Below are 24,448 nucleotides of genomic sequence, written 5' to 3'. Positions count from 1 at the left end.
CCGGGCGTGATTGTATCAGGCCGCTTCGTCCGTAATGCCGGTCTGCTTCAGCAAGGCATCCACCTCGGGCTCCCGGCCCCGGAACGCCTTGAACAGCTCCATGGGCTCCTGCGAACCGCCTTTCTCCAGAATGTTGTGCAGGAAGGCCTTGCCGGTTTCCGGATCAAAAATACCATTCTCCTCAAACAGCGAGAACGCATCGGCCGCCAGCACTTCCGCCCACTTGTAGCTGTAATAGCCCGCCGCGTAGCCCCCGGCGAAAATGTGGGAGAAAGCATTCGGAAAACGATTGAACTCCGGCGCCTGAACCACGGCAATCTCTTCCCGCACTGTCCGGTGCATGTCGAGCGGATTGGTCGGCGCCTGCTCGCTGAATTCCGCATGCAACCGGAAATCGAACAGCGAGAACTCCAGCTGCCGCACCATGGCCATCCCGGACTGGAAGTTCTTGGCCGCCAACAGTTTCTGCAGCAGATCTTCCGGCAGCGGTTCTCCGGTTTCATGGTGACTGGCAATCAGTGCCAGCGACTCCGGATTCCAGCACCAGTTCTCCAGGAACTGGCTGGGCAACTCCACCGCATCCCAGGCCACACCGTTAATGCCCGACACATCCATCACCTCCACCTGGGTCAGCATGTGATGCAGGCCATGGCCAAACTCGTGGAACAGGGTGGTGACTTCGTCGTGGGTCAGCAGCGACGGCTTGCCGTCCACCGGCGGCGTGAAGTTGCAGGTCAGGAACGCTACTGGCAACTGCAACCGGCCGCGCAGATCGCGCCAGCGCACCCGGCAGTCCGCCATCCAGGCACCACCACGTTTGCCCTGGCGGGCATAGAGGTCCAGGTAGAACCAGGCAATCGGCTCGCCGTGGCGACTGATGCAGTAGGCCTGGGCATCTGCGTGCCAGGTTTCCACCTCCGGATGGGCTTCGATCTGAACATCAAACAGCTTCTCTGCCACCCGGAACAGGCCCGGCACCACCTTGTCCACCGGGAACCAGGGGCGCAGGGTTTCCGGAGAAATGTCATAACGCTTCTGGCGCAGCTTCTCGCTGTAATAGCCGACATCCCAGGCCTGAAGATCCTCGACGCCGTATTCGTCTTTCACAAACGCCTTCAGCTCGGCGAACTCCTTCTCCGCCTGGGGCTTGGATTTCGCCGCCAACTGATTCAGGAATTCCATCACCTCATCGACACTGCGGGCCATCTTGGTGGCCAGCGAACGCTCGGCGTAGTTGTCGAATCCGAGCAACTGGGCGAGGGCATGGCGACGCTTGAGAATCTCAGCCATCACCGGGGTATTGTCCCACTTCGCGGCATCCGGGCCCTGATCTGACGCCCGGGTAACAAACGCCTCGTACACTTCCCGGCGCAGGCTGCGGTTGTCACCGTAGGTCATCACCGGATAGAAACTCGGGAAATCCAGGGTAATCACATAGCCGTCCAGCTCCTTCTGCCGGGCCGCCTGCCTGGCGCCTTCAATGGCCGTTTCCGGCAGACCGGACAGCTCGTCCACATCGGTGATGTGCTTGTACCAGTGCTGAGTGGCGTCCAGCACGTTATCGCTGAACTTGTTGGACAGTTCCGCCAGCTCCCGGGACAGTTCCGCGTAACGCTTTTTCTTGTCCTCAGGCAGATCCACACCACCGAGCCGGAAATCCCGCAGGATGTTCTCGATGGACTTGCGCTGGGATTCGCTCAGATTGTGGAAATCATCGCGGGCGGCCAGTTTTTTATAGGCCTCACACAAGGCACTGTTCTGGCTGACTTCCGTGCTGTATTCGGTCAGTTTTTCCAGGCAGTTCTTGTACACTTTGCGCAGGTCATCGTTGTTCATGACACCGTTCAGGTGGGAGATCACCGACCAGGCATTGCTTAGCTTGTTTTCCAGCTCCTGCATGGGCTGAGCCAGAGTTTCCCAACTGGGATCCTCCTGCTGGGCCAGCGTCTGGATCTTCATCCGGTTCTCGCTGAGAATCTGGTCTATGGCCGTTTCCATGTGCTCGGTACGGATATGACCGAACTTCGGCAACAGATCGTCAGTCAGTAGCGGGTTATTCATAGGTCCCCTTCTCAGCTGTTCGTTTATGAGATAGCTTGCACCAACTTACGGGGTGCCGGTGGGGGATGGCTTTCAGAAACTGTGTGGAGCCAGGGATGGCGGAACTCAAGCGTCACAGGGATGTGCCGAAGGAGCGTGTTTCTGAAAGCCATCCCCCACCGGCACCTTGCACCGCACTTGGACAGCATTGAGGTATATGTAATGGCGAATGTACGAACTCACAAGGGTATCACACCACAATTTGGCGAACGCACCTGGGTAGACGACAGCGCCGTGGTCATCGGAGATGTACAAATGGGGGAGGATTGCTCGGTCTGGCCCATGACCGTAATCCGAGGCGACATGCACAAGATCCGCATCGGCGACCGTTGCAGCATCCAGGACGGCTCGGTGCTGCACATCACCCACGCCAGCGACTACAACCCCGGCGGCTGGCCGCTGATCCTGGGCGACGACGTGACCGTTGGCCACAAAGCCCTGCTGCATGGCTGCACCATTGGCAGCCGGGTTCTGGTCGGCATGGGCTGTACCGTAATGGACGGCGCCGTGGTGGAAGACGAAGTCATTATCGGCGCCGGCACCCTGGTACCGCCAGGCAAACGCCTGGAATCCGGCTACCTGTACGTGGGCTCCCCGTGCAAGCAGGCCCGGGCCCTGAGCGACAAGGAAAAAACGTTCTTCAAATACACTGCCGCCAACTACGTCAAACTGAAAGACGAATACCTGAATCCCTCAGAATAAAAAGCAGCGGCAAGGCAGCCTTGCCGGGAATCAATTCCCGGCCGCTGCCTTTTTTTGTGCGCCGGCGTTTTCCAGGACGCGGGCATACTCTGCACTACGCCGGTGAAGAGCAACCCGATCCAGAATGGTTGCTCCGTGTTCGTCTTCAGCATTCAGGTCACGACCGGCTTCAACAAAAAAGCTGATAAAGCGCTCGAAGTCTTCGGCCCGCATAGATTCATAAGCCCGACTCAGCACGAAATAATCGGCATTGATGCTTCGGTCCCAGGGGGTCAGGTCGAGATAGCTCTTTACCCGCTCGTCACTCCATTCCTCACCAATGACTTTCGGTTTGTCCGGTCCGCTCATGCTGGCATCTCCTGCTGTGTGCAATTCAGGGCGCACAGTATAAGGCTTTGAATGGGCAGAGGTTATATGAATCCACTATGAGTATCTGCGCTGCGAGCATAAGGAGAGCGGAGATACCGGCGGCTCAGGGCAGGATTTCCACCGGCAGGTCTGCGGTGGGCACTTCATCACTGCATTCGGGGTTACGGATGGCGATTTCCACCCGGCGATTGATAGCGCGGTTTTCCGGGCTGGTGTTGGGGGCCAGTGGCCGGGTCTCGGCACGGCCCGCGGCAACGACCCGCTCGGCGGGGATATCCCGGTTGAGTACCAGTTCATGCACCACCGAGACCGCCCGGGCAGCAGACAGGTCCCAGTTTGAGCGGTACTGACTGCTGGAAATCGGTCGATCGTCGGAATGCCCGGAAACCACCACATCCCCGCTACAGGCGGACAGGACGCTCACCACACGCTCGATGATCGGGATCATTTCCGGCTTGATGGTGGCGTCGCCAGAGCGGAAGGTCGCTTCCTCCGAGAACCGGATAACCACCTGATCCTCGTCGTAGTTCACATGCAGGGCTTCGGAAGCCACTTCCTCTTCCAGTTCCCGAACCAGACGCCCGGCCAGGTCCAGCACACCGCCGGGTATCTGCCGGGTTTCCGAGCGCTCGGTACGCTCATCAATAAACTCAGGTTGTTGTTGCAACGACTCCGACGGTTCGGGCAGCGAGACGGTATCCGATTCAACCAGGGTAATAGGGGAGCCACCCACGTCCTCCGCCACCACGTTGCTGGAGCCAAAGGCCAGCGACATGGAGTTGGCCATGGCCCGGTACTTTTCCACATCCATTTCGGCGAAGGACAGCAGCAGAATAAAAAACGTCAGCAGCAATGTGGCCAGATCGGCAAACGTCACGATCCAGTCCGGGGTGCCTTTCTTGCCCCGGTTCTTTTTCAGTGGCCGTGCCGGTTGCAAACCTCAGGCCTCCCGCTCGGGTTCGAGGTTGGTGCGGTGTTCCGGAGACACGTAGGAAGACAGCAGTTCGGTCATAACCCTGGGGTTTTCACCGCGCATGATGCTCTTGATGGAGGTAATGATCAGCATCTGGTTACGGGCATCGTCTTCCGCCTTCAGCTGCAACTTGTCGGCCAGGGGTAACGCCATCAGCTGGGCAATGAATGCGCCGTACAGGGTGGTCAGCAGGGCAATGGCCATGGCCGGACCAATAGAGGAAGGATCATCAAGGGTATTGAGCATTTGCACCAGCCCCACCAGGGTACCGAGCATGCCGATGGCCGGTGCCGATTCGCCAATACCGCGGAACACCCGTTCCGCCACTTCGTAGCGTTCGGCGGTCTGCTGGCTATCCTGCAACAGGGCCTCTTCCACCAGTTCCGGCGGGTGGCCATCGACACAGAGGTTGATGGCTTTCTGCAGGAACTCGTCCTTGGTGTCATGGTTCTCCAGACCCAGAATGCCCTCCTTGCGAACCACCCGGGCCAGCACGCCCACTTCCCGAATCAGTTCCGCCGGGCGCGCCAACCGGTCCGTAAAGGCTGCGCGGAAAGCCAGTCGGAAAGCACTCAGCACGGAGGGCATCCGGAATTTGATCAGGGTTACGGCAAACGTACCCCCGAGTACGATGGCCAGGCCTGGCAGGTTCAGAAAGGTAAGCACGGTTGCATTCGCCAACATGGCGAGCAACACAATCAGGGTTCCGGCTAGCAACCCGACAAGCGTAAGAATATCCATAACTGACCCTTATCGACGGCTCGGCTGCATCGCCTGCCTCAGTCTGTTCTCAGTTCCTCGATGACGGCCGAGGTTTCCGGGCGTACGCCCCGCCACACGAAAAAAGCTTCGGCAGCCTGTTCCACCAACATACCCAGACCGTCAAACACGTGTACGGCGCCATGATCCAGGGCCCACTGGTTAAACGTGGTGGTCTGCAGAGAATACATCATGTCGTAGACCACGGTATCTGCGCCGATCACATCTGCCGTAATGGCTGGCAAATCGCCCTTCAGGCTGGCGCTGGTGCCGTTGATCACCAGATCAAACGGTCCTTCGACCTGCTCAAAACCACAGGCCGAGAGTTCAATGCCACTGTGTTCCCGGCCGAACAGCCGGGCCAGCGCTTCGGCCCTGGCGACAGTACGATTGGCCACAACCACACTGGCGGGCTGCTCGTCCAGCAGAGGCCCGAGCACACCGCGCACCGCACCACCAGCGCCCAGCACCAGCACACGCGCGCCCTTCAGAGGCACGCCATGGTTGTCCCGGAGGTCGCGAACAATACCCACACCATCTGTGTTATCGGCCACCAGCTGGTCTTCTTGATCCAGATAGAGAGTATTGGCGGCACCTGCCAGCTCGGCCCGGTGAGTCCGGTGCTCAGCCAGGGTCCAGGCCTGTTCCTTGAACGGCACCGTAATGTTCAGACCCTTGCCGCCGTGGTCAAAGAAGTGATGAACGGTGCCGGCGAAATCCTCCAGCGGCGCCTGAATCGCGGTGTATTCCACAGCCTCACCGGTCTGTTGGGCAAACAGGCTGTGGATACGGGGTGATTTGCTGTGGCTGATGGGGTTGCCCACCACGGCGTACAGATCGCTAGTCATTACGTTCCTCCAACCAGTCACGGCCGGTCAGAAAATACTCGGTCAGCCGGGCTTCCTCAGTGCCTGGCTCCGGACGGCGGTCGTAATCCCAGCGCACCAACGGGGGCAGGGACATCAGGATAGACTCGGTCCGGCCGCCCGACTGCAGTCCAAACAGCGTGCCCCGGTCGTACACCAGGTTAAACTCGACATAGCGGCCCCGGCGGTAGAGCTGGAATTCCCGCTCCCGTTCCCCCCAGGGCTGATCCATACGCCGGCGCACAATCGGCTCGTAGGCCTCAATGTAACTGTCGCCCACGGCCTGCATAAAGGCAAAGTCACGGTCGAAATCGCCGGTGTTGTAGTCATCGAAGAACAGCCCGCCAACGCCCCGTGGCTCCTGCCGGTGTTTGAGGTAGAAATAGTCGTCGCACCAGCGCTTGTAGTCCGCGTAGACGGAGTCACCGAATGGCTGGCAGGCTGCCTTTGCGGTGCGGTGCCAGTGCACGCAGTCTTCCTCAAATCCGTAATAGGGCGTGAGGTCATAGCCACCACCGAACCAGTACACCGGAGCGCTGTCCTCCGGCGTAGCGATGAAAAAGCGCACGTTGGCATGAGAGGTGGGCACGTATGGATTGTTCGGATGAATCACCAGCGACACCCCCATGGCCTGCCAGGGTGCGCCCGCCAGGTGAGGGCGGTGAGCCGTGGCAGACGCTGGCATGGTCTCGCCCATCACGTGGGAAAAGTTAACGCCGCCCTTCTCGATAACACCACCGTCGGCCAGTACGCGGCTGATACCGCCACCGCCTTCCGGCCGCTGCCAACTGTCACGGATAAACGATGCCTGGCCATCGACCGCTTCCAGCCGCTGACAAATGCGCTCCTGAAGACCGATGAGGTAGTCCTTGACGGCCTGGATATCCGGCTGCTGTGACATGAATTCTCCTAGCGAAACTGTTGACCGGTAACAATATCAATAATGCGACTGGGCTTGCGATTGCCGCCCAGCGCACCGGGGACAATACGATCTATGCGGTCGCCGAAATAGCGCCGCACCTGCCAGATGGCACGGGCCGGCTGACGCCCCGCCGGATTGCATGAGGTACTGACCAGCGGCATACCCGTCGCCTCACACAGGGCCCGCACCACCGGATGATCACTGACTCGAACGGCGATGGAACTGTGTTTGCCGCGGACCCACTCCGGCACCTGCTGGTTTACGTCCGGCAACAGACAGGTGACCGGCCCTGGCCAGTGGCGCAGAGCCTCGCTCTGAACGGCGTCGGGCAACGGATCCAGCAGGAAACGCACCTGTTCAACCGAGGCTGCCACCAGTATCACGCCCTTCTCCATGGGCCGCTGCTTGAGCTCAAGGATGTATTCGACCGCCTCCCGGTTCCAGGGATCGCACCCCAGTCCCCACACCGCTTCCGTGGGATAGGCGATTACCCCGCCTGCCAGTACCGTCTGGCGGGCAAGAGCCAGTTGAAGAAAACTCGGAGAAGATGTATTCGCCATCAGATATCGGCGCCCTCATGCAGAACAATGAACAAGGTCCCGACCGGTGCGCTGATAACCACCCGGGCAGGCATGGGCGAGGCCCTCAAGCTCCAGGATCAGTAGTGACTGCAGCAACTGATCCGCGGGCAAACCCGTGGCAAGGCTCAGTGCATCGGTAGACTGCGGATCATACCCCAAAGCCTCGAATACCGCGATTTCCCGGCTGTCCAGAAACGACAGGTCTGACGAATTCTCCGTTGCTTCCGGTTCTGCGGGCTGCGCCTGCATGGACCACCAGGTACCCAGTTCTTCCATCACGTCGTTGGCGGTCTCCACCAGCCGGGCGCCCTGGCGAATCAGTTGGTGACAGCCCCGGGCCACCGGGCTGTGCACCGAACCGGGAATGGCAAACACCTCCCGCCCCTGCTCGAGGGCGGTTCGAGCGGTAATCAGTGAACCGCTCCGGAGGCTGGCCTCCACCACCAGCACGCCCCGGGCGAGGCCACTGATAATGCGGTTACGCTGGGGGAAATAGGCGGCCCGAGCCTGGGTGCCCGGCGGGTACTCAGAAACAATCAAGCCGTTCTCAATGATGCGGTGAGCCAGGTTACGATGTTGGGCCGGATACAACCGGTCGAGACCACAACCCACCACCGCCAGTGTCGGATAGCCAGCATCCAGGGCGCCGGCGTGGGCTGCACCATCTATTCCCAGGGCCAGACCACTGGTGATCAGCAGCCCCCGCCGGCTGAGTTCGGCAGAAAACTGGCGGGCATGGTCCAGCCCCGCCCGGGTGGCGTTGCGACTGCCGACCACGCCCAGTTGGTCCCGTTGCAATAACTCAACGTTACCCAGTGTGTAGAGCACCAGAGGGGCATTGTGGATATGGCGCAGGCATTCCGGGTAGGGCGACTGGCCCTGTCCGAGCACGCCAATACCCCGTTCCCGACATTGGCGATAGATATCCAGTGCCCGGGCAATGACGCCCTGGCTGAGCTCCCCCGCCTGCCAGGCGACAATCGCCTCCACGGCATCGCCGCCAAGCCCCATGGCGCGAAGCGTGGCTGCATTCAGGGGCAGGATGTCGGTGAGCGTATCAACAGAACCCAGAATCCGCTCCCTGAGGGGGATTCCGAACCGGGGCAGCAGTGACAGCAGCAGCCACTGGCCTGCCGGTGTTTGCAGAAATTCCTGGTCTGACATTTTCTCTTCCTTGAAAACAACAATGGCCGGGCATTCCGGCCCGGCCATGTCTTATTCCATCAACTCATCAAACGCGCGGCCTCAGGGATTGGTGACCTTGTCACCTACCGAGAGGGGCCGCGTTGCCTGCAGCACCAGACCGTAGCTCATTTTCTCATAGGCCTGGAACACCATCAGCAGGCCAGCCCGCTCAGACGGCAATTCAATGGTTTCGCCAGTGACCGGATCACGAACCATGTTGCCCGCCTTCAGCACCGCCAGCACATTACCGGGCGCCAGGCCTTCGCGCTCACCACGGTTAATGGCGACCACATCGTACTGACCGATCTGGCTGACACCGCCATCGACAGAAATCATCTTGCCTTCGATCTCACTATCCGGCGAGCTGGGCACGAAGCTGGTGGTCAGCCGGCGATCTTCATTCACCAGCAACCGGTCGCCAATACGCACTTCTTCACTGGACTTGGTAATGCCTACGGTCAGCACATCACCATTTTCGGCATTAACGTTGCCGCGAGCAATGCTCCGGGCTTCCAGGCCAAGGAACTCGCCGGTGTCCGGATCCACAAATTCCTTGCTGCGACGGAAAATACCCACGCGATCGGCCGGCTTCTCGCCGCGAGCGTAAATACGGTCACCGGCACCGGTGATGATGCGTCCGTCCTCACCTTCAAGCACATAGGGCGCACCGTTAATTTCTTCCGGGCTGACAATACGGGTTTCGGTCAGGAAACTGGCGATGGCATCCAGGGGGATGGCCGGTATTGGTGTGTCGATGGCCTCGGAACGAACCTGAGGCGAGAGCTTCACCACATCGCTGGTCGCGACCTTGGTAATCCGGGGCTTGCCATCGATGTACACCAGTGCCAGGCGGTCACCGGGATAGATCAGGTGTGGGTTGGCAACCTGCGGGTTCACGTGCCAGATTTCCGGCCAGTACCACGGGTTGTTCAGGAATCGCGCTGAAATGTCCCAGAGGGTGTCCCCTTTGACGACAGTGTAACGCTCAGGATGATCAGACCTCAGCTCCGGCTGTGCCTGGGCCCAGGAGGTAAACAGCAGCGCAGAGGCTGCCAGAGCGTACAACAGTTTCCTCATTGTTTATGTCCTTGATCGCGTGCCTTGAATCTTTGCGTTCGGTAATGTCGCCGCAGAATCCCCGCAGCATATTACGTTGTTATTCCCGTTACTATAGAAGAAGTCCCGGAATTTGTGATGTTATCTTTTGTTCTTCGAGTGATTTCTGCAGCCATCGAAGCGCATTCGTGAAAGATTTTAACTATTAACTGATCAGTTTGTACTCAATCGGCGAATTATTGGATAATAGGCACCGTCAGGCGGACGTTATTACCTTGAACCCGGGAACTCTGCCAGCATTAACGGTTCATACTGTCGGAATCTCTGGATTCATCATAGGCAGACCAAGAAAATTTGCGCAGTACGCTGTCGCATTTCGGCAATCGGTTTCACAGCGTTACAAATGGTAAAATTCTGCGCTGGGCAGCCCGTCAAACAGGCTGACATTAGAGATTGCCCGATACACACAGGCCAGAAGCAAGAGCATTATGATTCGAGAAATTCTTGAGTATCCGGACCCACGACTTCGCACCATCGCCAAGCCGGTGGAGGAAGTGACCGATGACATCCGTACGCTGATCGACGACATGTTCGAGACCATGTACGATGCCCGCGGCATTGGCCTGGCCGCGACCCAGGTGGATGTGCACAAGCAGATCATCGTAATGGATCTGTCCGAAGATAAAACCGAGCCGCGGGTGTTCATCAACCCGAAAGTGGAAGTGCTGGATGGCGAGCTCGAAGCCATGCAGGAAGGCTGCCTGTCGGTACCGGGGTTCTATGAAGATGTGAAGCGCATCGAGCACTGCCGGATTACCGCCAAGGATCGCGACGGCAAGGAGTTTGTCCTGGAGGCTGAAGGCCTGCTGGCAGTTTGCATCCAGCATGAAATGGACCACCTGAATGGCAAGCTGTTTGTCGATTACCTGAGCCAGCTCAAACGTAATCGCATTCGCAAGAAGCTGGAAAAGCTGCACAAGCAGAGCGCCTGAGGCGCTGCCAGCATAGACCGAATTCAGGACCGGGTTACGACCCGGTTTTTTCGTATCAACGACACAGAGAAGCAACCAACGTGCGCATTGTGTTTGCCGGCACGCCGGATTTCGCCGCCACCGCCCTGAAAACCCTGCTGAATGCCGGTTACGACATCGTCGGCGTTTACACCCAGCCTGATCGCCCCGCCGGCCGCGGCCGCAAACTGATGCCCAGCCCGGTTAAACAGGTGGCACTGGATACTGGTATTCCCGTGTATCAACCGGTCAGTCTGAAGCCAGAAGAGGCCCAACAGGAACTGGCGTCACTGCAACCGGATGTGATGATCGTGGCTGCCTATGGCCTGATTCTGCCCAAGGCAGTGCTGAACATACCAACCCATGGCTGCCTGAACATTCACGCCTCCCTGCTGCCGCGATGGCGTGGCGCCGCCCCTATCCAGCGGGCGATTGCCGCCGGCGATGCCGAAACCGGAATCACCATCATGCAGATGGACGAGGGCCTGGATACCGGCGACATGTTGCTGAAACTGGACACCCCCATCAGCGCCGACGATACCGGCGGCAGCCTGCATGACCGGCTGGCCGAGATGGGCGGCAAGGCTATTGTGCAGGCCATGGAGCGGCTGGCCAAGGGCGATCTGACCGGCGAAGTCCAGAATGAGGCAGAGGCCAACTACGCCCATAAGCTGTCGAAGGAAGAGGGCCACATCGACTGGAGCCGAAGCGCGCAGGAAATCGAACGACTGATTCGCGCGTTCAACCCCTGGCCCGGTACCTTTACCGATCTTGGCGAGCAACGTATCCGTATTCATCAGGCCAGCGCCCTGAAGCAGGGCAGCGACAAGGGTCCCGGTACCGTGATTGCCCGGGAGCGGGACGGTGTAGACGTTGCCTGCGGCACCGGCACGCTCAGAATCACTTCCGCGCAGTTACCAGGCAGCAAGGCCCAGAGCATCAACGATCTGATCAACGGTGGTAAGCAGGTATTGCTGCCCGGCCAGGAGCTGAACTGACCATGGCCTACCAGCCCCTGCCATTCCGCGCCATTGCCGCCAACGTATTGCTGGCGGTGGAACAGGGCCAGTCGTTATCCCAATGCCTGCCCCCCGCCCTGAACCAGTTACCACCGGAACAACGGCCACAGCTGCAAGCTATCTGTTATGGCACCTGCCGCTGGTTTCACCGACTTGAGAGCGAGCTGAACCAGCGCCTGAAAAAGCCCCTGCGCAAGCCGGACCGGATCATTCACCACCTGATGCTGGTGGCCCTGTTCCAGTTGCGTTACAGCGAACAGGCCACCTACGCGGTACTGAACGAAACCGTGGAGGCTTGCCGGGCACTGGACAAGCCCCACCTGACCGGTCTGGTCAACGGAGTGCTGCGGGCCGCCGAAAGGGAAGGGGCGCCAGCGCCGAAAGACGATAGTGGCCGCTTCAGTCATCCGGTGTGGATGGTGGAGAAGCTTCGCCACAACTGGCCGGACGATTGGCAGGCCATCCTTGAAGCCAACAACCAGCAGGCACCCATGACCCTGCGGGTCAATGCCCTGCGCTTCAAACGCGACGAGTACCTGAACCTGTTGTCGGAAGCCGGCATCGAGGCCCACGCCACGCGCTTTGCCCCCAGCGGCATCCAGCTCCAACGGCCGGTGCCGGTGGACCGACTGCCCTGGTTCGAGGACGGCGCGGTCAGTGTTCAGGATGAAGCCGCCCAATTGTGTACGACTCTAATGGATCTGCAGCCAGGCCAGCGGGTACTGGATGCCTGCGCCGCGCCCGGAGGCAAGAGCTGCGCCATCCTTGAAGCCTGTGGCGAACTGGACGAAGTGGTGGCCATCGACGAATCCGCCGAGCGCCTGCCCCGGGTCCAGGAAAACCTGGACCGGCTCGACCTGCACGCCACCCTGACCCAGGCCGATGCCGCCGATATCGACAGCTGGTGGGACGGCACGCCCTTCGACCGCATCCTGCTGGACGTTCCCTGCAGCGCTACCGGCGTGATCCGCCGGCACCCGGACATCAAACTGTTGCGCCGGGAGTCCGACATCGTGCCTCTGGCCAGTATCCAGCTTGGCCTGCTGGAGGCCATGTGGTCTATCCTGAAGCCCGGTGGGCGACTGGTGTATGCCACCTGTTCGGTGTTTCCACAGGAGAACCACCGTATAATCCAGCGGTTCCTGAAGCAGCAGAATCAGGCAACGCTGAAGACCATCGACGCAGACTGGGGCCGGGACATGAACACCGGGCGTCAGCTGTTCCCAGACCCGGACAGCCATGACGGCTTTTTCTACGCCGTGCTGGAGAAACCTGAACCATGAAAATCCTGATTCTCGGCGCCGGCCAGGTCGGCGGCACCCTGGCGGAAAACCTGGCAAACGAAGCCAACGACATCACCGTGGTGGACAACGACAGCGCCCGCCTTCGCGAACTGCAGGACCGGCTCGACATCCGCACCATGCATGGCCGCGCCTCCTATCCCACGGTATTGCGACAGGCCGGTGCCGAAGATGCCGACATGATCATCGCGGTAACCAACAGCGATGAAACCAACATGGTGGCGTGCCAGGTCTCCAAGCTGCTGTACAAGACCCCCACTACCATCTGCCGTGTGCGTGCCGGCGCCTATCTGGCCAAGCCGGAACTGTTCTACAACCGGGATACGGTCAAGGACCTGGACAGCCTGAGAGGCTTCCCCCTGGACGTTCTGATCAGTCCCGAACATCTGGTAACCCAGCACATTACCCGGCTGATTGAATACCCCGGTGCCCTGCAGGTACTGGAGTTCTCCAAGGGCCTGACCCGACTGGTCGCCATTCGCGCCACCGAGGGCGGCCCACTGGTGGGGCACGAACTGTCCTACCTTCGCACCCACATGCCCAAGATCGATACCCGGGTGGCGGCGATTTTCCGCAAGGACCGGGCGATCATGCCCCAGGGCGATACCGTAATTGAAGACGGCGACGAGGTGTTCTTTATCGCCGCCGCCGACCATATCCGCTCGGTGATGAGCGAACTGCAACCGCTGGAGAAGCCCTACAAACGCATCTTCATCTGCGGCGGTGGCAACATCGGCTACCGGCTGGCCAACACCCTGGAAGACCGCTATCAGGTGAAACTCCTGGAACGGGACCATGAACGCTGCGTGATGCTGTCCGAGCGCCTGCGCAAGACCGTGGTACTGGAAGGTAATGCAGCCAACAAGGACATCCTGCTGGAAGAGAACATCGAGAATACCGATGTGTTCTGCGCCGTCACCAACGACGACGAAGCCAACATCATGGCCTCGTTGCTGGCCAAGCGACTGGGTGCCCGCAAGGTCCTGACCCTGATCAACAACCCCGATTACGTGGACCTGATCCAGGGCGGCGATATCGACGTGGCCATCTCACCCCAGCAGACCACCATCGGCAGCCTGCTTACCCACGTGCGCCGTGGTGATGTGGTGAACGTGCACGCCCTGCGCCGGGGCGCGGCCGAAGCCATTGAGGCCATCGCCCACGGCGACCACCGTTCCTCCAAGGTGGTTGGCAAACGCCTGGACGAAATCAATCTGCCATCCGGAACGACCATTGGTGCCATTGTCCGGCACAACGAAGTGCTCATCGCCCACGACCACCTTCGGGTGCAACCAGACGACCACGTGATCCTGTTCCTGGTGGACAAGTCGCGCATACGGGACGTCGAGAAACTGTTCCAGGTGGGCCTCACGTTCTTCTGATTGATCTCAGGCAAAACAACACCCTGGCTGGCACTTAGAAATGCGGCGCCGGCCAGCGTATAATGCGCGTTTTCAAATTTTCGGAGTGCCCCGGAACCGGGGCCCACACACAGACTGACCAGCAGGCAAACGTCGTGACAGACAAGGCAACCAACAACTCCGCGCCGGACATCAAGACCTTCCAGGGTCTGATCCTGGCATTGCAGAATTTCTGGGCGCAGCACGGCTGCGTGGTTCTCCAGCCCCTGGATATGGAAGTGGGCGCCGGTACCTTCCACCCGGCCACCTTCCTGCGATCCATCGGTCCGGAAACCTGGAACTCCGCCTACGTCCAGCCCAGCCGCCGCCCCACCGACGGCCGTTACGGCGAGAACCCCAACCGCCTGCAGCACTACTACCAGTTCCAGGTGGTTCTGAAGCCGTCTCCGGACAACATTCAGGAGCTGTACCTGGATTCTCTGCGCGCCCTGGGCCTGGACCCGTTGGTGCACGACATCCGCTTTGTCGAAGACAACTGGGAATCGCCGACCCTGGGCGCCTGGGGCCTGGGCTGGGAAATCTGGCTGAACGGTATGGAAGTGACCCAGTTCACTTACTTCCAGCAGGTAGGCGGCCTGGAATGCTATCCGGTCACCGGCGAGCTGACCTACGGCCTTGAGCGTATCGCCATGTACCTGCAGGGTGTGGACAGCGTGTATGACCTGGTCTGGACCAATGGCCCGGATGGCGTGGTTACCTACGGCGACGTGTTCCATCAGCAAGAGGTGGAAATGTCCACCTACAACTTCGAACATGCCGACACCGAGTTCCTGTTCCACAGCTTCGATGTCTATGAGCGGGAAAGCGCCCGCCTGATCGACGCAGGTCTGCCACTGCCGGCCTATGAGCAGGTGCTCAAGGCCTCCCACACATTCAACCTGCTGGACGCCCGTCACGCCATCTCCGTGACCGAGCGCCAGCGTTTCATCCTGCGTGTACGTACCCTGGCTCGCTCCGTGGCCCAGGCCTACTTCGAGAGCCGTCGCAAGCTGGGCTTCCCGCTGGCCCCGGAACACCTCCGCAAGGAAGTGCTGGCCGCCGCTGAAGCCGCCGACGCCAAGGCCAGTAAAAAGGGCAAGAAAGCCAACAAGGCACCGCAGGAACAGGGGAACGCATAATCATGGCAACTCAGGATTTTCTGGTCGAACTGGGCACCGAGGAGCTGCCTCCGAAAGCTCTCAAGCCCCTCTCTGACGCTTTCACCCAGGGCATTGTCAAAGGCCTGGAAGAAGCCGGCGTAGCCTTTGGTGCGGTGGAAAGCTTCGCAGCACCCCGTCGTCTGGCGGTACGTATCCGGGACCTGGCCGATGCCCAGCCGGACAAATCGGTCGAGAAGCGCGGCCCGGCCGTGAAAGCAGCGTTTGATGATTCCGGTAACCCCACCCGGGCGTTGACCGGCTTCGCCACCTCCCTGGGGATTACCCCGGATCAGCTCGACACCATGGAGACCGACAAGGGTGCCTGGCTGGTGTACCGTACCGTTGAGAAGGGCAAGCCCACCGTAGAACTGATGCCGGATCTGGTGGACAAATCCCTGGCCGCCCTGCCCATTCCCAAACGCATGCGCTGGGGTGCCTGGAAGACGGAATTCGTGCGCCCGGTACACTGGCTGATTCTGTTGTACGGCAACAAGGTGATTGAAGCACCGGTGATGAACCTCAAGCCCGGCAACAAGACCCGTGGCCACCGGTTCCACTGCCCGAAAGAGCTGATTGTGCCCACCCCGGCCGACTACGAAGTGGTGCTCAAGCAGGAAGGCTACGTACTGGCAGACTTCGCCGAGCGTCGTGAGCAGATCCGCGCCGGCGTGGCCGCGCTGGCGGAGAAAGAAGCCGGCGGCAAGGCCGTAATCGACGAAGACCTGCTGGACGAAGTGACTGCCCTGAACGAATGGCCGGTACCATTGATGGGGCGCTTCGAGGAGCGCTTCCTGGATGTACCGGCCGAAGCCCTGATTTCCTCCATGAAGGAGCATCAGAAGTACTTCCACGTAGTGGATGCCGGCGGGAAGATGCTGCCGCTGTTTATCACCGTGGCCAACCTGGAGAGTAAAGACCCGGCCCAGGTGATTTCCGGTAACGAGAAAGTGATTCGCCCGCGCTTGTCCGACGCCGCCTTCTTCTACGACACCGACCGCAAGACCAGGCTGGAAGACCGCATCGAGGCACTCAAGCCCATCGTGTTCCAGGACAAGCTGGGCAGCATCTACGACAAATCTGTACGGGTAGCAGCCCTGGCCAAAAAGATTGCCGAAGCCATCAACAGCGACCCGGCCCTGGCCGAGCGTGCTGCCATGCTGGCCAAGACCGATCTGGTCACCGAAATGGTGCTGGAGTTCACCGACCTGCAGGGCATTATGGGCCAGTACTACGCCGCCAACGACGGCGAACATGCCGATGTCGCCAAGGCCCTGAACGAGCAGTACATGCCGCGCTTTGCCGGCGACGACCTGCCCACCACCCTGACCGGTTGTGCGGTGGCCATTGCTGACCGCATCGATTCCCTGGTCGGCCTGTTCGGCATCAACCAGCCGCCGTCCGGTACCCGGGACCCGTTCGCTCTGCGCCGTGCTTCTCTCGGTGTGCTGCGCATCATCATCGAACGTGAACTGCCACTCGACCTGCAGACGGTCTGCGAGTGGGCGGAAGAAAACTTCTCCGTGCTGACCGAGAAGAACACCGCCAGCACCGTGGTGGACTACATGCTGGAGCGTTTCCGTGCCCACTATGATGAGCAGGGCATCGGCGCCGAAGTGTACCTGGCGGTGCACGCCCGCCGCCCGACCCGCCCGCTGGACTTCGACCGCCGGGTAAAAGCCGTGGAAGCCTTCCGCCAGCTGCCAGAGGCCCAGGCCCTGGCCGGCGCCAACAAGCGGGTTTCCAACATCCTCACCAAACAGGGTGGTGACCGCATCGGCGAGACCGTAGACACCGCGCTGTTGCAGGATGCTGCCGAGAAAACTCTGGCGGCGAAGGTGGAAGAGCAGGCACAGCAAGTACTGCCGATGTTCGAGCAGGGTGACTACGCCAGTGCGCTGACATCGCTGGCCAGCCTGCGTGAGCCGGTAGACACCTTCTTTGATGAAGTGATGGTGATGGCCGACGACGAAGCCGTGCGCAACAATCGTCTGGCACTGTTGAACCGCCTGCGCAACCTGTTCCTGCGGGTTGCCGACATCTCCCTGCTGCCCACAGCAGGCTGAGGCACACAGGCCGCTGGTTCACAATAAACCAGCCGCCTGCCTATCCTGCTTTTCCACTCAGCTGCGCCAGAAGTCCGGCGACAACATCACAAACACACTCAACAGCTCCAACCGGCCCAGAATCATGGCGCCCATCAGAACCCATTTGGCCGCATCCGGCAAGGTCTGGAAATTGCCTGCCGGGCCGATGGTATCGCCCAGTCCTGGCCCGACATTCGTCAAAGCCGTAGCGGCTCCGGAAAGACTGGTCACCAGATCCAGCCCCAGCGCCCCCAGAATCGCCGTCACCAGCGCCAGCGTCGCCAGAAAAATGAAAGAGAAGGCGACACTGGAGGCCACGATATCGTCACCAATCACCCGCCCGTTGTAGTTGCGGGCAAACACCGCGTGAGGGTGCAGCAAACGACGTACCTGCTCCCTGAGCAATAGCATGGACAGCTGGAACCGGAAGATTTTCATGCCGCCAGACGTGGACCCGGAACACCCGCCGACAAAGGTAATGAACAGGAATACCACCACCGCAAACGGGCCCCACAAAGAGTAATCCGTGGAGGCGAAGCCGGTTGTGGTTACCACAGACGTGACATTGAACAGCGCTGAAACAAAGGTCTCAAACGGATCTACCGGCTCCCTCAGAACCCGGTAAATGGTCAGCAACGCAGCGACAATCACCAGGAACCGGAGAAAGAAACGAACCTGCTGATCCCGCAACAGTGGCTGTCGCTGTCCGTGAATAAACCGTACAAACAGAAAGAACGGCATGGCGCCCATGGCCATGAAAACCGTCGACGCCAGTAGAATGGACGGCGAATCAAACTGCCCCATGGAGCTGTCCGAGGTGGAATAGCCCCCGGTCGATACTGTAGTCAACGCGTGATTCAGCGCCTGAAAGAAACTCATCCCCAGCAGCCAGTAGGTGAGCACGCAACCGAGCGTCAAGCCCAGATAGATGAGTACCAGGCTGCGGGCCAGGTGGCTGGTGCGGGGCACCGCTTTCTCGTTCCATTCGGACGATTCGGTCGCAAACAGCCGCATACCGCCAATCCGGAGAAACGGCAGGATGGCAACCGCCATACCGATGATCCCGATACCGCCCATCCATTGCATGATCGAACGCCAGAGCAGAATGTCGTCCGGCAGATGATCCAGGCCGGTAAGAACGGTGGAACCCGTAGTGGTCACGCCGGAAATGCTCTCAAAGAAAGCATCGGTCATGCTCAGCTTCATGTCACTCAGCAGCAGCGGCAAACTGGAGAATAACGGAATCACAACCCACGCCGACACCGTCAGCATGAACATCTGCTGCTGGCGTAGCGCGTGTTTCCGCCGCCCCGCCAAAGCCAGAGCCGCGGCACCAATGCTGAAACAGACCACCGAGGATTTCACGAACGCCAGCCAATCCGGCGTATCACCGAATACCAGCAGGTTAACCGGAAGGGTCATGAGGAAACTGAGCAGGATGAGCAGAAAACCGAGGATCTGAACAATGGGGATAATGTTCACAGGGCAGGGGGCTCCGATGTCCGGACACAGGCCAGTCGCAACGCCTTACAAGGCAAGGCGGCATCCACGCCGCTGTTATACGCCCATTCAACCGGGTTTACCACTGCCAGGGCGAGGCTTCTGCTTGCCACCGATCCGGACAATCCACGACAGAATTTTTGAATTCCAGCCCGGGGAAGGGGTAGCAAAACCGCCGCCAATGCGTATAATACCGGCCGTTGATCGGCGTGTGGCGCAGCTTGGTAGCGCACTTCGTTCGGGACGAAGGGGTCGCAGGTTCGAATCCTGCCACGCCGACCACTTTCCCTTCTTGATTTATCTTTCCCTATTTCAGTTTTCCAATAATATTTCATTCTGGGTTGTTACACCCCAGCCCAATGAATTTCTGTATCCTTAGTCAATCTGCTCATGATTAAAGGGGTGTTTTGATGAATGAGGCGATCGCCCGGCTGCGTCAATTCCGGGATGACAGAGACTGGAAGCAGTTCCACAACCCGAAAGATCTATCGCTGGCCCTGAGTATCGAGGCTTCGGAACTGCTGGAGTTATTTCTATGGAAATCTCCCGAACAGGCCGATGTCAGCAAAGTAAAAGAAGAACTCGCCGATGTGATTGCCTATGCGTTACTGCTGGCAGACAGCTATGAGCTGGATGTGGAGCAGATTGTGCTCGACAAGATTGCCCTGAACGAAAAGAAATACCCGGTCAGCAAAGCCAGGGGAACCGCGAAGAAGTACACCGAGCTATGAGCCAATCGCCGATGGCTGAGATTCAGCGCTACCCCTTCAGCAAGGACGCCCTGAACGATTTGCGCGACAATGCCTTTGCTGCGGGTAACTGGCCCTTGGTCTACGTACTCAGTGACGAAAAGCACGGGCGTGCCTACATCGGCGAAACCACCGACACGCTCACCCGCATGAGCACCCACCTCAAACACGACGAAAAGCAGCTGCTGACCGCGGTTCACCTGATCACCAGCGAGTATTTCAACAAATCCGCAACGCTGGATGTGGAATCCCTGCTGATCAAGTACATGGCCGCCGATGGCAAGTACACCCTGCTCAACGGCAACCTGGGGCTGGCCGACCACAACTATTACCAGCGCAGCGCCTTGTATGAAGAAGTCTTCCGGGAAGTCTGGAACCGGTTAATAGCCAAGGGCGTTGTGTCCCGCACCCTGGACCACCTTGATAACTCCGATGTCTTCAAATACTCGCCCTACAAATCCCTGTCCTTCGATCAGCGTCAGGGACTTCTCACCATACTGCATGAACTGACCAACCCCGGTGTCCAGAATATTGTGGTGGAAGGGGGAGCCGGAACCGGCAAGTCGGTCCTGGCCATTTTTCTGTTCAAACTACTAACCTCCGAAGATCACCAGATCAGCCTGCGGGAATTTTCCGACGAGGAGGCTGAGATCCACGCTCTGCTAAAATCCCTCAGAGAAACACTGCCCAAACCCAAAATGGCGCTGGTGGTGCCCATGACCTCCTTCCGAACCACCCTGAAGAATGCGTTCAAGCACGTTGCCGGGCTTAGCTCCGACATGGTGATCAGCCCGTCCGAGCTGACCAAACAGCGCTACGATATTGTTCTGGTTGACGAATCCCACCGTCTGCGCAAGCGCAAGAATCTGGGTGCCTATTTCGGCAGTTTCGACAAAGCCTGTCAGGCTCTGGATATGGACAAGCATACCTGCAGCGAAGTGGACTGGGTGTGCCAGCAAGCCAACAAGGCGATTTTCTTCTACGACGAAGGCCAGTCCATCAAACCCTCCGACGCCGATGTCGAAGTGTTCCAGCTCCTTAAAGCTGCCAAGGGCTCGGTGACCCACCGGTTACTCTCCCAGTTCCGGGTCAAGGCCGGGCAACCCTATGTGGAGTTTGTGGATAAGTTACTGAAAGGCGGTGTTGATGACGGCGTGGTGTTCACCGCCAAAAACTACGAATTTGAAGTATTTGATTCGCTCAGTGACATGGTCAGTACAATTCACGAGAAAGAGCAGCAGGTCGGACTGTCCAGACTGATCGCCGGCTACTCCTGGCCCTGGGCCTCGAAGAAGGATTGTGAGGCCTACGACATCGTGATCGATGACGTTCAGCTCCGCTGGAACAGCACCAATACCGACTGGATCAACAAGGCAGGATCGCACCGGGAAGTCGGCTGCATTCACACCACCCAGGGTTACGACCTGAACTACGCCGGCATTATCTTCGGCGAGGAGATCCGGTACGACCCGGAAAGCCAAGTCATTGTCATAGAGAAAGGCAACTACCACGACCGCACCGGCGGCCAGGGCATCAAAGACCCAGAAGAACTGAAGCAGTACATCATCAACATCTACCGTACCATCATGCTCCGAGGTATTCGCGGCACTTTTGTCTACGCATGTGATGATGCGCTAAGGGATTACCTGAAACAGCACATTCCCGTTCATAGTTCTGGCCAACCAGAGCCTGAAAACACCAACGTGGTGGAGCTTGAACCTTACGTAAACGCTGTGCCGCTGTTCGATCTGCAAGCGGCTGCGGGAGGGTTCGGAGAACTTAGTGAGGTTAGCGAGCTTGACCCCAATAGGCACTTAGACTGGGTTGCTGTGCCCGAAGGAGTCCGGGTGCGCAAAGACATGTTTGCCTGCCGGGTGTTCGGCGAATCCATGAACCGGGTTATTCCGAATGGTGCCGTGTGCCTGTTCCGAACCGACCGTGGTGGTTCCAGAAACGGGAAGACCGTACTGGTTGAATGTATCGACAGTGTTGATGCCGAGTCAGGTTCACGCTACACCGTGAAAGTCTATGAAAGCTATAAGGTTGATGACGAACAAGGCTGGCGTCATACCCGTATTCAACTGAGCCCCAACTCTTACGATGACAATTTTCAGCCCCTTGAGCTGACAGATGAAGAAGCACTTAAATATCGGGTGGTTGGGGAATTTGTTGGCGTCATTGATGATTAGCATTCAACTCGATGGTGTTTGACAACCCAACTCCGCCATATCAGACTTCAAATCACATCCGCCCCTTGGCAGTAAGCCTCCCTCAACTATCCCGAGGGTGTGCCGAGCCCTTGGGGCTTTTTCTTTTTTTGAGTATTCCGGAACGCCACAATGACCACGGCAAACATCAACACAGACATGTTGACCTGGGCGCGGGAGCGCTCTGGTATCTCTGTGCCTGATTTTGCCCGGCGCTGCGGTATTTCTGAGGAGCGACTTCGGGAATGGGAGTCCGGCGAACGAAAACTGACGTTCAACCAGGCAATGCGATTCGCTGAAAAAGCGCATGTGCCGTTTGGCTATCTGTTCTTGGCAAAGCCACCTGAGGAAGTCTTACCCATTCCGGACCTGCGCACCCTCGAAGGCCAAGGTGTACAGCGCCCGAGCGCAGAATTGCTAGACCTGGTCAAACTGATGATGCAACGCCAGGAATGGTACCGGGAGTACCTTCAACAGCATTTTGCCGAGGCCAACCCCTATGTCGGCCGCGCTTCCTATTCTGACTCCGTGGAGTCCATTGTCGAAGACATCCGCGCGTGCCTGGGTGTTGAGCCCCACCCAACCAGAGGTAAATGGGATGATTACTATCGGGATTTAGTCCAGCGTATTGAATCCTTGGGGATTCTCGTTATGCGTCAGGGTAATCTTGGGCACCATAGCCGTCCGCTCAACGTTGATGAATTCCGTGGGTTCGCGATTGTTGATGAGTATGCTCCGATCATTTTTGTGAATCACAGCGACGCGCTGGGTGCGCGCCTTTTCACACTGATTCATGAACTTTGCCATATCTGGATTGGCCAATCCGGGATCTCTGACGGCAACACCAACACCCATCGTCAGGAAGAGGTTCTGTGTAACGCTGTTGCTGCAGAATTTCTGGTGCCTGCCCAGGAGTTCAGGGCACTCTGGCAACACGATTCTGAAAGCTGGGAAGACAACCTGCCGCCGCTTGAGGCTCATTTCCACGTAAGTACCTGGGCGCTAGCCAGGCGTGCTTTAACGCTCAATTTTATATCCCAGCAAGAGTATGGCCGCTACATTTTTGAGCAGAAAATGCGCCACGAACAGCGGAAAGGAAGCGGTGGCCCGACTTACTACCAAACCAAAAAGGCACAGATTAGTCGCCAATTCTCCCAGGCCGTTGTCGGTGAAGCCTTGAGTGGCCAACTGTTGCTGCGGGAAGCAGGTGAACTTCTGGGTGGAATCAAACCGGGGAAAATTGAGACGTTCGCTAGGGAGTTAGGCGTTTGAGATATTTGCTGGATGCGAATACCTACATACAAGCCAAGAATCAATACTACGGCATGGATATCTGCCCCGCGTACTGGGACTGGCTGGACTTACAGTTCGAGCAAGGCCTGATCGGCAGTGTGGATATGATCGGCCGGGAGCTGCGGGACGGCAACGATGACCTGGCAGACTGGGTGCGAGAAAGACCTGGGCATTTCATCAGCAATGACGACGAAGCAACCCAAAGTGCCTTTGCCGCCATTGTGCAATCCGTCATGGAAGGTGATTACAACGCCGGTAATCGTGATAGTTTTCTGGCAAAAGCCGATCCCTGGATTATTGCTAAAGCACAATGCCTCGGGGCAACTGTCGTCACTCATGAATCGGTAGTTGCACCAAACGCCCGGAAGGTAAAAGTTCCAAATATATGTCAGCAGTTTGACGTTACCTGCATCAATACGTTTCAGTTCCTTCGAGAGTTAAATGCCCGATTTGTGCTGGGGACATAAGCAACTCAAACGGTTTCAGGCTTTGCCAGGCAGCCACCACGGTTAGCGCGACTGCTCCACCACAATCAACTCCCCAAGCTCAAACCCCTCCGCCTCGGCCCGGGCCTTGAACGCCTCCAGCACCTCGTCGCTCACCTCCGGCGTGCGCGACATCAGCCACAGGTAATCCCGGTTGTAGCTGGTCAGGTAAGCCGTGGTGTAGTCGTCATCCAGCCCGAACACCACGTAAGAGCCATAGAAAGGCCCGAAGAAGGACACTTTCAGGTGGCCCACATCACTGTCACCGACAAACTTTGCCCGGCCTTCGGCCTCTTCCCATTCGCCTTTTTCTTCGTTATAGCCCCTGTTGATAACTTTGACGCTACCGTCGTCGTTCAGGGTGTATTCGGCGGTAACCTGGCTCAGGCCCTCTTCGAACGAGTGATCCAACCGGGCGATCTCGTACCAGGTGCCCAGGTAGCGCTGCTGGTCAAAACCGGTCACTGGTTCAATGCCCTTGGGCACACCGGTGCAGCCCGTCATCAGAAACAGTAACACGATTACAGCCAATCCAGTCTTCATGACAAACTCCCAAAGAACAGTCGTGAACCAACGCAAAGCCACAGGCAAAGATCGTCAAACAGGTGTTAAGCTCTGAAACACCCTGGCGCTCGTATACCCAGCGCTAACCAACCAAGGAGTCGAATATGATCGGATACGTCACACTCGGAGTCAGCGATATGGGCCGGGCCAAGCAGTTCTACAC

22 protein-coding genes and 1 tRNA gene are annotated in these 24,448 nt (G+C 58.6%); 12 read left to right on the top strand and 11 right to left on the bottom strand.

From position 1 onward, the window contains the following. Positions 1-15 precede the first annotated feature (15 nt). The gene (prlC, locus tag B3Y70_RS07460) at positions 16-2,061 is read right to left on the bottom strand and encodes an oligopeptidase A (protein ID WP_153739715.1); all 2,046 of its coding nucleotides are present in this window, start codon (positions 2,059-2,061) and stop codon (positions 16-18) included. Positions 2,062-2,262: 201 nt separating this feature from the next. Here prlC and B3Y70_RS07455 point away from each other — a divergent pair, with 201 nt between their 5' ends. Further along, positions 2,263-2,802 carry a gamma carbonic anhydrase family protein gene (locus tag B3Y70_RS07455; protein ID WP_014420031.1) on the top strand — a complete coding sequence of 180 codons (540 nt, stop codon included), beginning with the start codon at positions 2,263-2,265 and terminating at the stop codon, positions 2,800-2,802. Between the two features lie 30 nt (positions 2,803-2,832). Here the strand turns inward: B3Y70_RS07455 and B3Y70_RS07450 are convergent, their stop codons facing one another. From B3Y70_RS07450 to B3Y70_RS07415, 8 genes are all read right to left on the bottom strand, one after another. After that, positions 2,833-3,150 (bottom strand): PA4642 family protein, encoded by a 318-nt coding sequence (locus tag B3Y70_RS07450; protein ID WP_011783631.1) that lies wholly within the window; start codon positions 3,148-3,150, stop codon positions 2,833-2,835. 124 nt (positions 3,151-3,274) lie between these two features. Beyond that, positions 3,275-4,108: a flagellar motor protein MotB gene (locus tag B3Y70_RS07445; RefSeq protein WP_153739714.1), complete on the bottom strand. Its 834-nt coding sequence runs from the start codon at positions 4,106-4,108 to the stop codon at positions 3,275-3,277. Positions 4,109-4,111: 3 nt separating this feature from the next. Then, positions 4,112-4,885 carry a motility protein A gene (locus B3Y70_RS07440; protein WP_014420028.1) on the bottom strand — a complete coding sequence of 258 codons (774 nt, stop codon included), beginning with the start codon at positions 4,883-4,885 and terminating at the stop codon, positions 4,112-4,114. Positions 4,886-4,923: 38 nt separating this feature from the next. Beyond that, a complete protein-coding gene (aroE, locus tag B3Y70_RS07435; RefSeq protein WP_153739713.1) occupies positions 4,924-5,751 on the bottom strand; it encodes a shikimate dehydrogenase in 828 nt (275 codons plus the stop codon). After that, complete coding sequence (hemF, locus tag B3Y70_RS07430; RefSeq protein WP_011783627.1) at positions 5,744-6,670, bottom strand: oxygen-dependent coproporphyrinogen oxidase; 927 nt, start codon at positions 6,668-6,670, stop codon at positions 5,744-5,746. Before hemF ends, aroE begins: the two co-directional genes overlap by 8 nt. An 8-nt stretch (positions 6,671-6,678) precedes the next feature. Next, positions 6,679-7,251 carry an L-threonylcarbamoyladenylate synthase gene (locus B3Y70_RS07425; RefSeq protein WP_114434652.1) on the bottom strand — a complete coding sequence of 191 codons (573 nt, stop codon included), beginning with the start codon at positions 7,249-7,251 and terminating at the stop codon, positions 6,679-6,681. 15 nt (positions 7,252-7,266) lie between these two features. Continuing rightward, entirely contained in the window at positions 7,267-8,484 is a 1,218-nt protein-coding gene (dprA, locus tag B3Y70_RS07420) for a DNA-processing protein DprA (protein WP_141066716.1), read from the bottom strand. 33 nt (positions 8,485-8,517) lie between these two features. Further along, positions 8,518-9,534: a LysM peptidoglycan-binding domain-containing protein gene (locus tag B3Y70_RS07415; RefSeq protein WP_011783624.1), complete on the bottom strand. Its 1,017-nt coding sequence runs from the start codon at positions 9,532-9,534 to the stop codon at positions 8,518-8,520. Positions 9,535-9,998: 464 nt separating this feature from the next. Between B3Y70_RS07415 and def the strand changes: the two genes are divergently transcribed. From def to glyS, 6 genes are all read left to right on the top strand, one after another. Beyond that, positions 9,999-10,505 carry a peptide deformylase gene (def, locus tag B3Y70_RS07410; RefSeq protein ID WP_198324811.1) on the top strand — a complete coding sequence of 169 codons (507 nt, stop codon included), beginning with the start codon at positions 9,999-10,001 and terminating at the stop codon, positions 10,503-10,505. Between the two features lie 80 nt (positions 10,506-10,585). Continuing rightward, complete coding sequence (gene fmt / locus B3Y70_RS07405) at positions 10,586-11,521, top strand: methionyl-tRNA formyltransferase (RefSeq protein ID WP_011783622.1); 936 nt, start codon at positions 10,586-10,588, stop codon at positions 11,519-11,521. A gap of 2 nt (positions 11,522-11,523) precedes the next feature. Next, entirely contained in the window at positions 11,524-12,825 is a 1,302-nt protein-coding gene (gene rsmB, locus B3Y70_RS07400; protein ID WP_141066715.1) for a 16S rRNA (cytosine(967)-C(5))-methyltransferase RsmB, read from the top strand. Continuing rightward, complete coding sequence (trkA, locus tag B3Y70_RS07395) at positions 12,822-14,225, top strand: Trk system potassium transporter TrkA (protein ID WP_014420019.1); 1,404 nt, start codon at positions 12,822-12,824, stop codon at positions 14,223-14,225. The genes rsmB and trkA overlap by 4 nt, the downstream gene beginning before the upstream one ends. 134 nt (positions 14,226-14,359) lie before the next feature. Next, positions 14,360-15,382 (top strand): glycine--tRNA ligase subunit alpha, encoded by a 1,023-nt coding sequence (gene glyQ, locus B3Y70_RS07390; RefSeq protein WP_036149746.1) that lies wholly within the window; start codon positions 14,360-14,362, stop codon positions 15,380-15,382. A gap of 2 nt (positions 15,383-15,384) precedes the next feature. Continuing rightward, a complete protein-coding gene (gene glyS / locus B3Y70_RS07385; RefSeq protein ID WP_141066714.1) occupies positions 15,385-17,466 on the top strand; it encodes a glycine--tRNA ligase subunit beta in 2,082 nt (693 codons plus the stop codon). 57 nt (positions 17,467-17,523) lie between these two features. Here the strand turns inward: glyS and B3Y70_RS07380 are convergent, their stop codons facing one another. After that, entirely contained in the window at positions 17,524-18,969 is a 1,446-nt protein-coding gene (locus tag B3Y70_RS07380) for a TrkH family potassium uptake protein (protein ID WP_189383312.1), read from the bottom strand. Between the two features lie 223 nt (positions 18,970-19,192). Between B3Y70_RS07380 and B3Y70_RS07375 the strand changes: the two genes are divergently transcribed. The 5 genes from B3Y70_RS07375 to B3Y70_RS07355 all read left to right on the top strand — a co-directional run bounded on the left by B3Y70_RS07375 (position 19,193) and on the right by B3Y70_RS07355 (position 23,703). Further along, a tRNA-Pro gene (locus B3Y70_RS07375) sits at positions 19,193-19,269 on the top strand. A gap of 128 nt (positions 19,270-19,397) precedes the next feature. Continuing rightward, positions 19,398-19,718 (top strand): nucleotide pyrophosphohydrolase, encoded by a 321-nt coding sequence (locus B3Y70_RS07370; RefSeq protein WP_141066713.1) that lies wholly within the window; start codon positions 19,398-19,400, stop codon positions 19,716-19,718. Between the two features lie 11 nt (positions 19,719-19,729). Further along, the gene (locus tag B3Y70_RS07365; RefSeq protein ID WP_227548773.1) at positions 19,730-21,925 is read left to right on the top strand and encodes a DNA/RNA helicase domain-containing protein; all 2,196 of its coding nucleotides are present in this window, start codon (positions 19,730-19,732) and stop codon (positions 21,923-21,925) included. A 150-nt stretch (positions 21,926-22,075) separates the two neighbouring features. Next, complete coding sequence (locus B3Y70_RS07360) at positions 22,076-23,215, top strand: helix-turn-helix domain-containing protein (protein ID WP_141066711.1); 1,140 nt, start codon at positions 22,076-22,078, stop codon at positions 23,213-23,215. Next, a complete protein-coding gene (locus B3Y70_RS07355) occupies positions 23,212-23,703 on the top strand; it encodes a DUF4411 family protein (protein WP_141066710.1) in 492 nt (163 codons plus the stop codon). The genes B3Y70_RS07360 and B3Y70_RS07355 overlap by 4 nt, the downstream gene beginning before the upstream one ends. A gap of 42 nt (positions 23,704-23,745) precedes the next feature. On the opposite strand, the gene B3Y70_RS07350 is transcribed toward B3Y70_RS07355, so the two are convergent. Then, positions 23,746-24,264, bottom strand: a complete 519-nt coding sequence (locus B3Y70_RS07350; protein WP_273030915.1) for a lipocalin family protein — start codon at positions 24,262-24,264, stop codon at positions 23,746-23,748. Between the last annotated feature and the right edge of the window lie 184 nt (positions 24,265-24,448).

Source organism: Marinobacter sp. UBA5687, from assembly GCF_002420325.1.
Classification (GTDB): domain Bacteria; phylum Pseudomonadota; class Gammaproteobacteria; order Pseudomonadales; family Oleiphilaceae; genus Marinobacter; species Marinobacter nauticus.
Note: the sequence above shows the minus strand (reverse complement) of the source record. Positions and strands in the feature narration are given on the sequence as shown.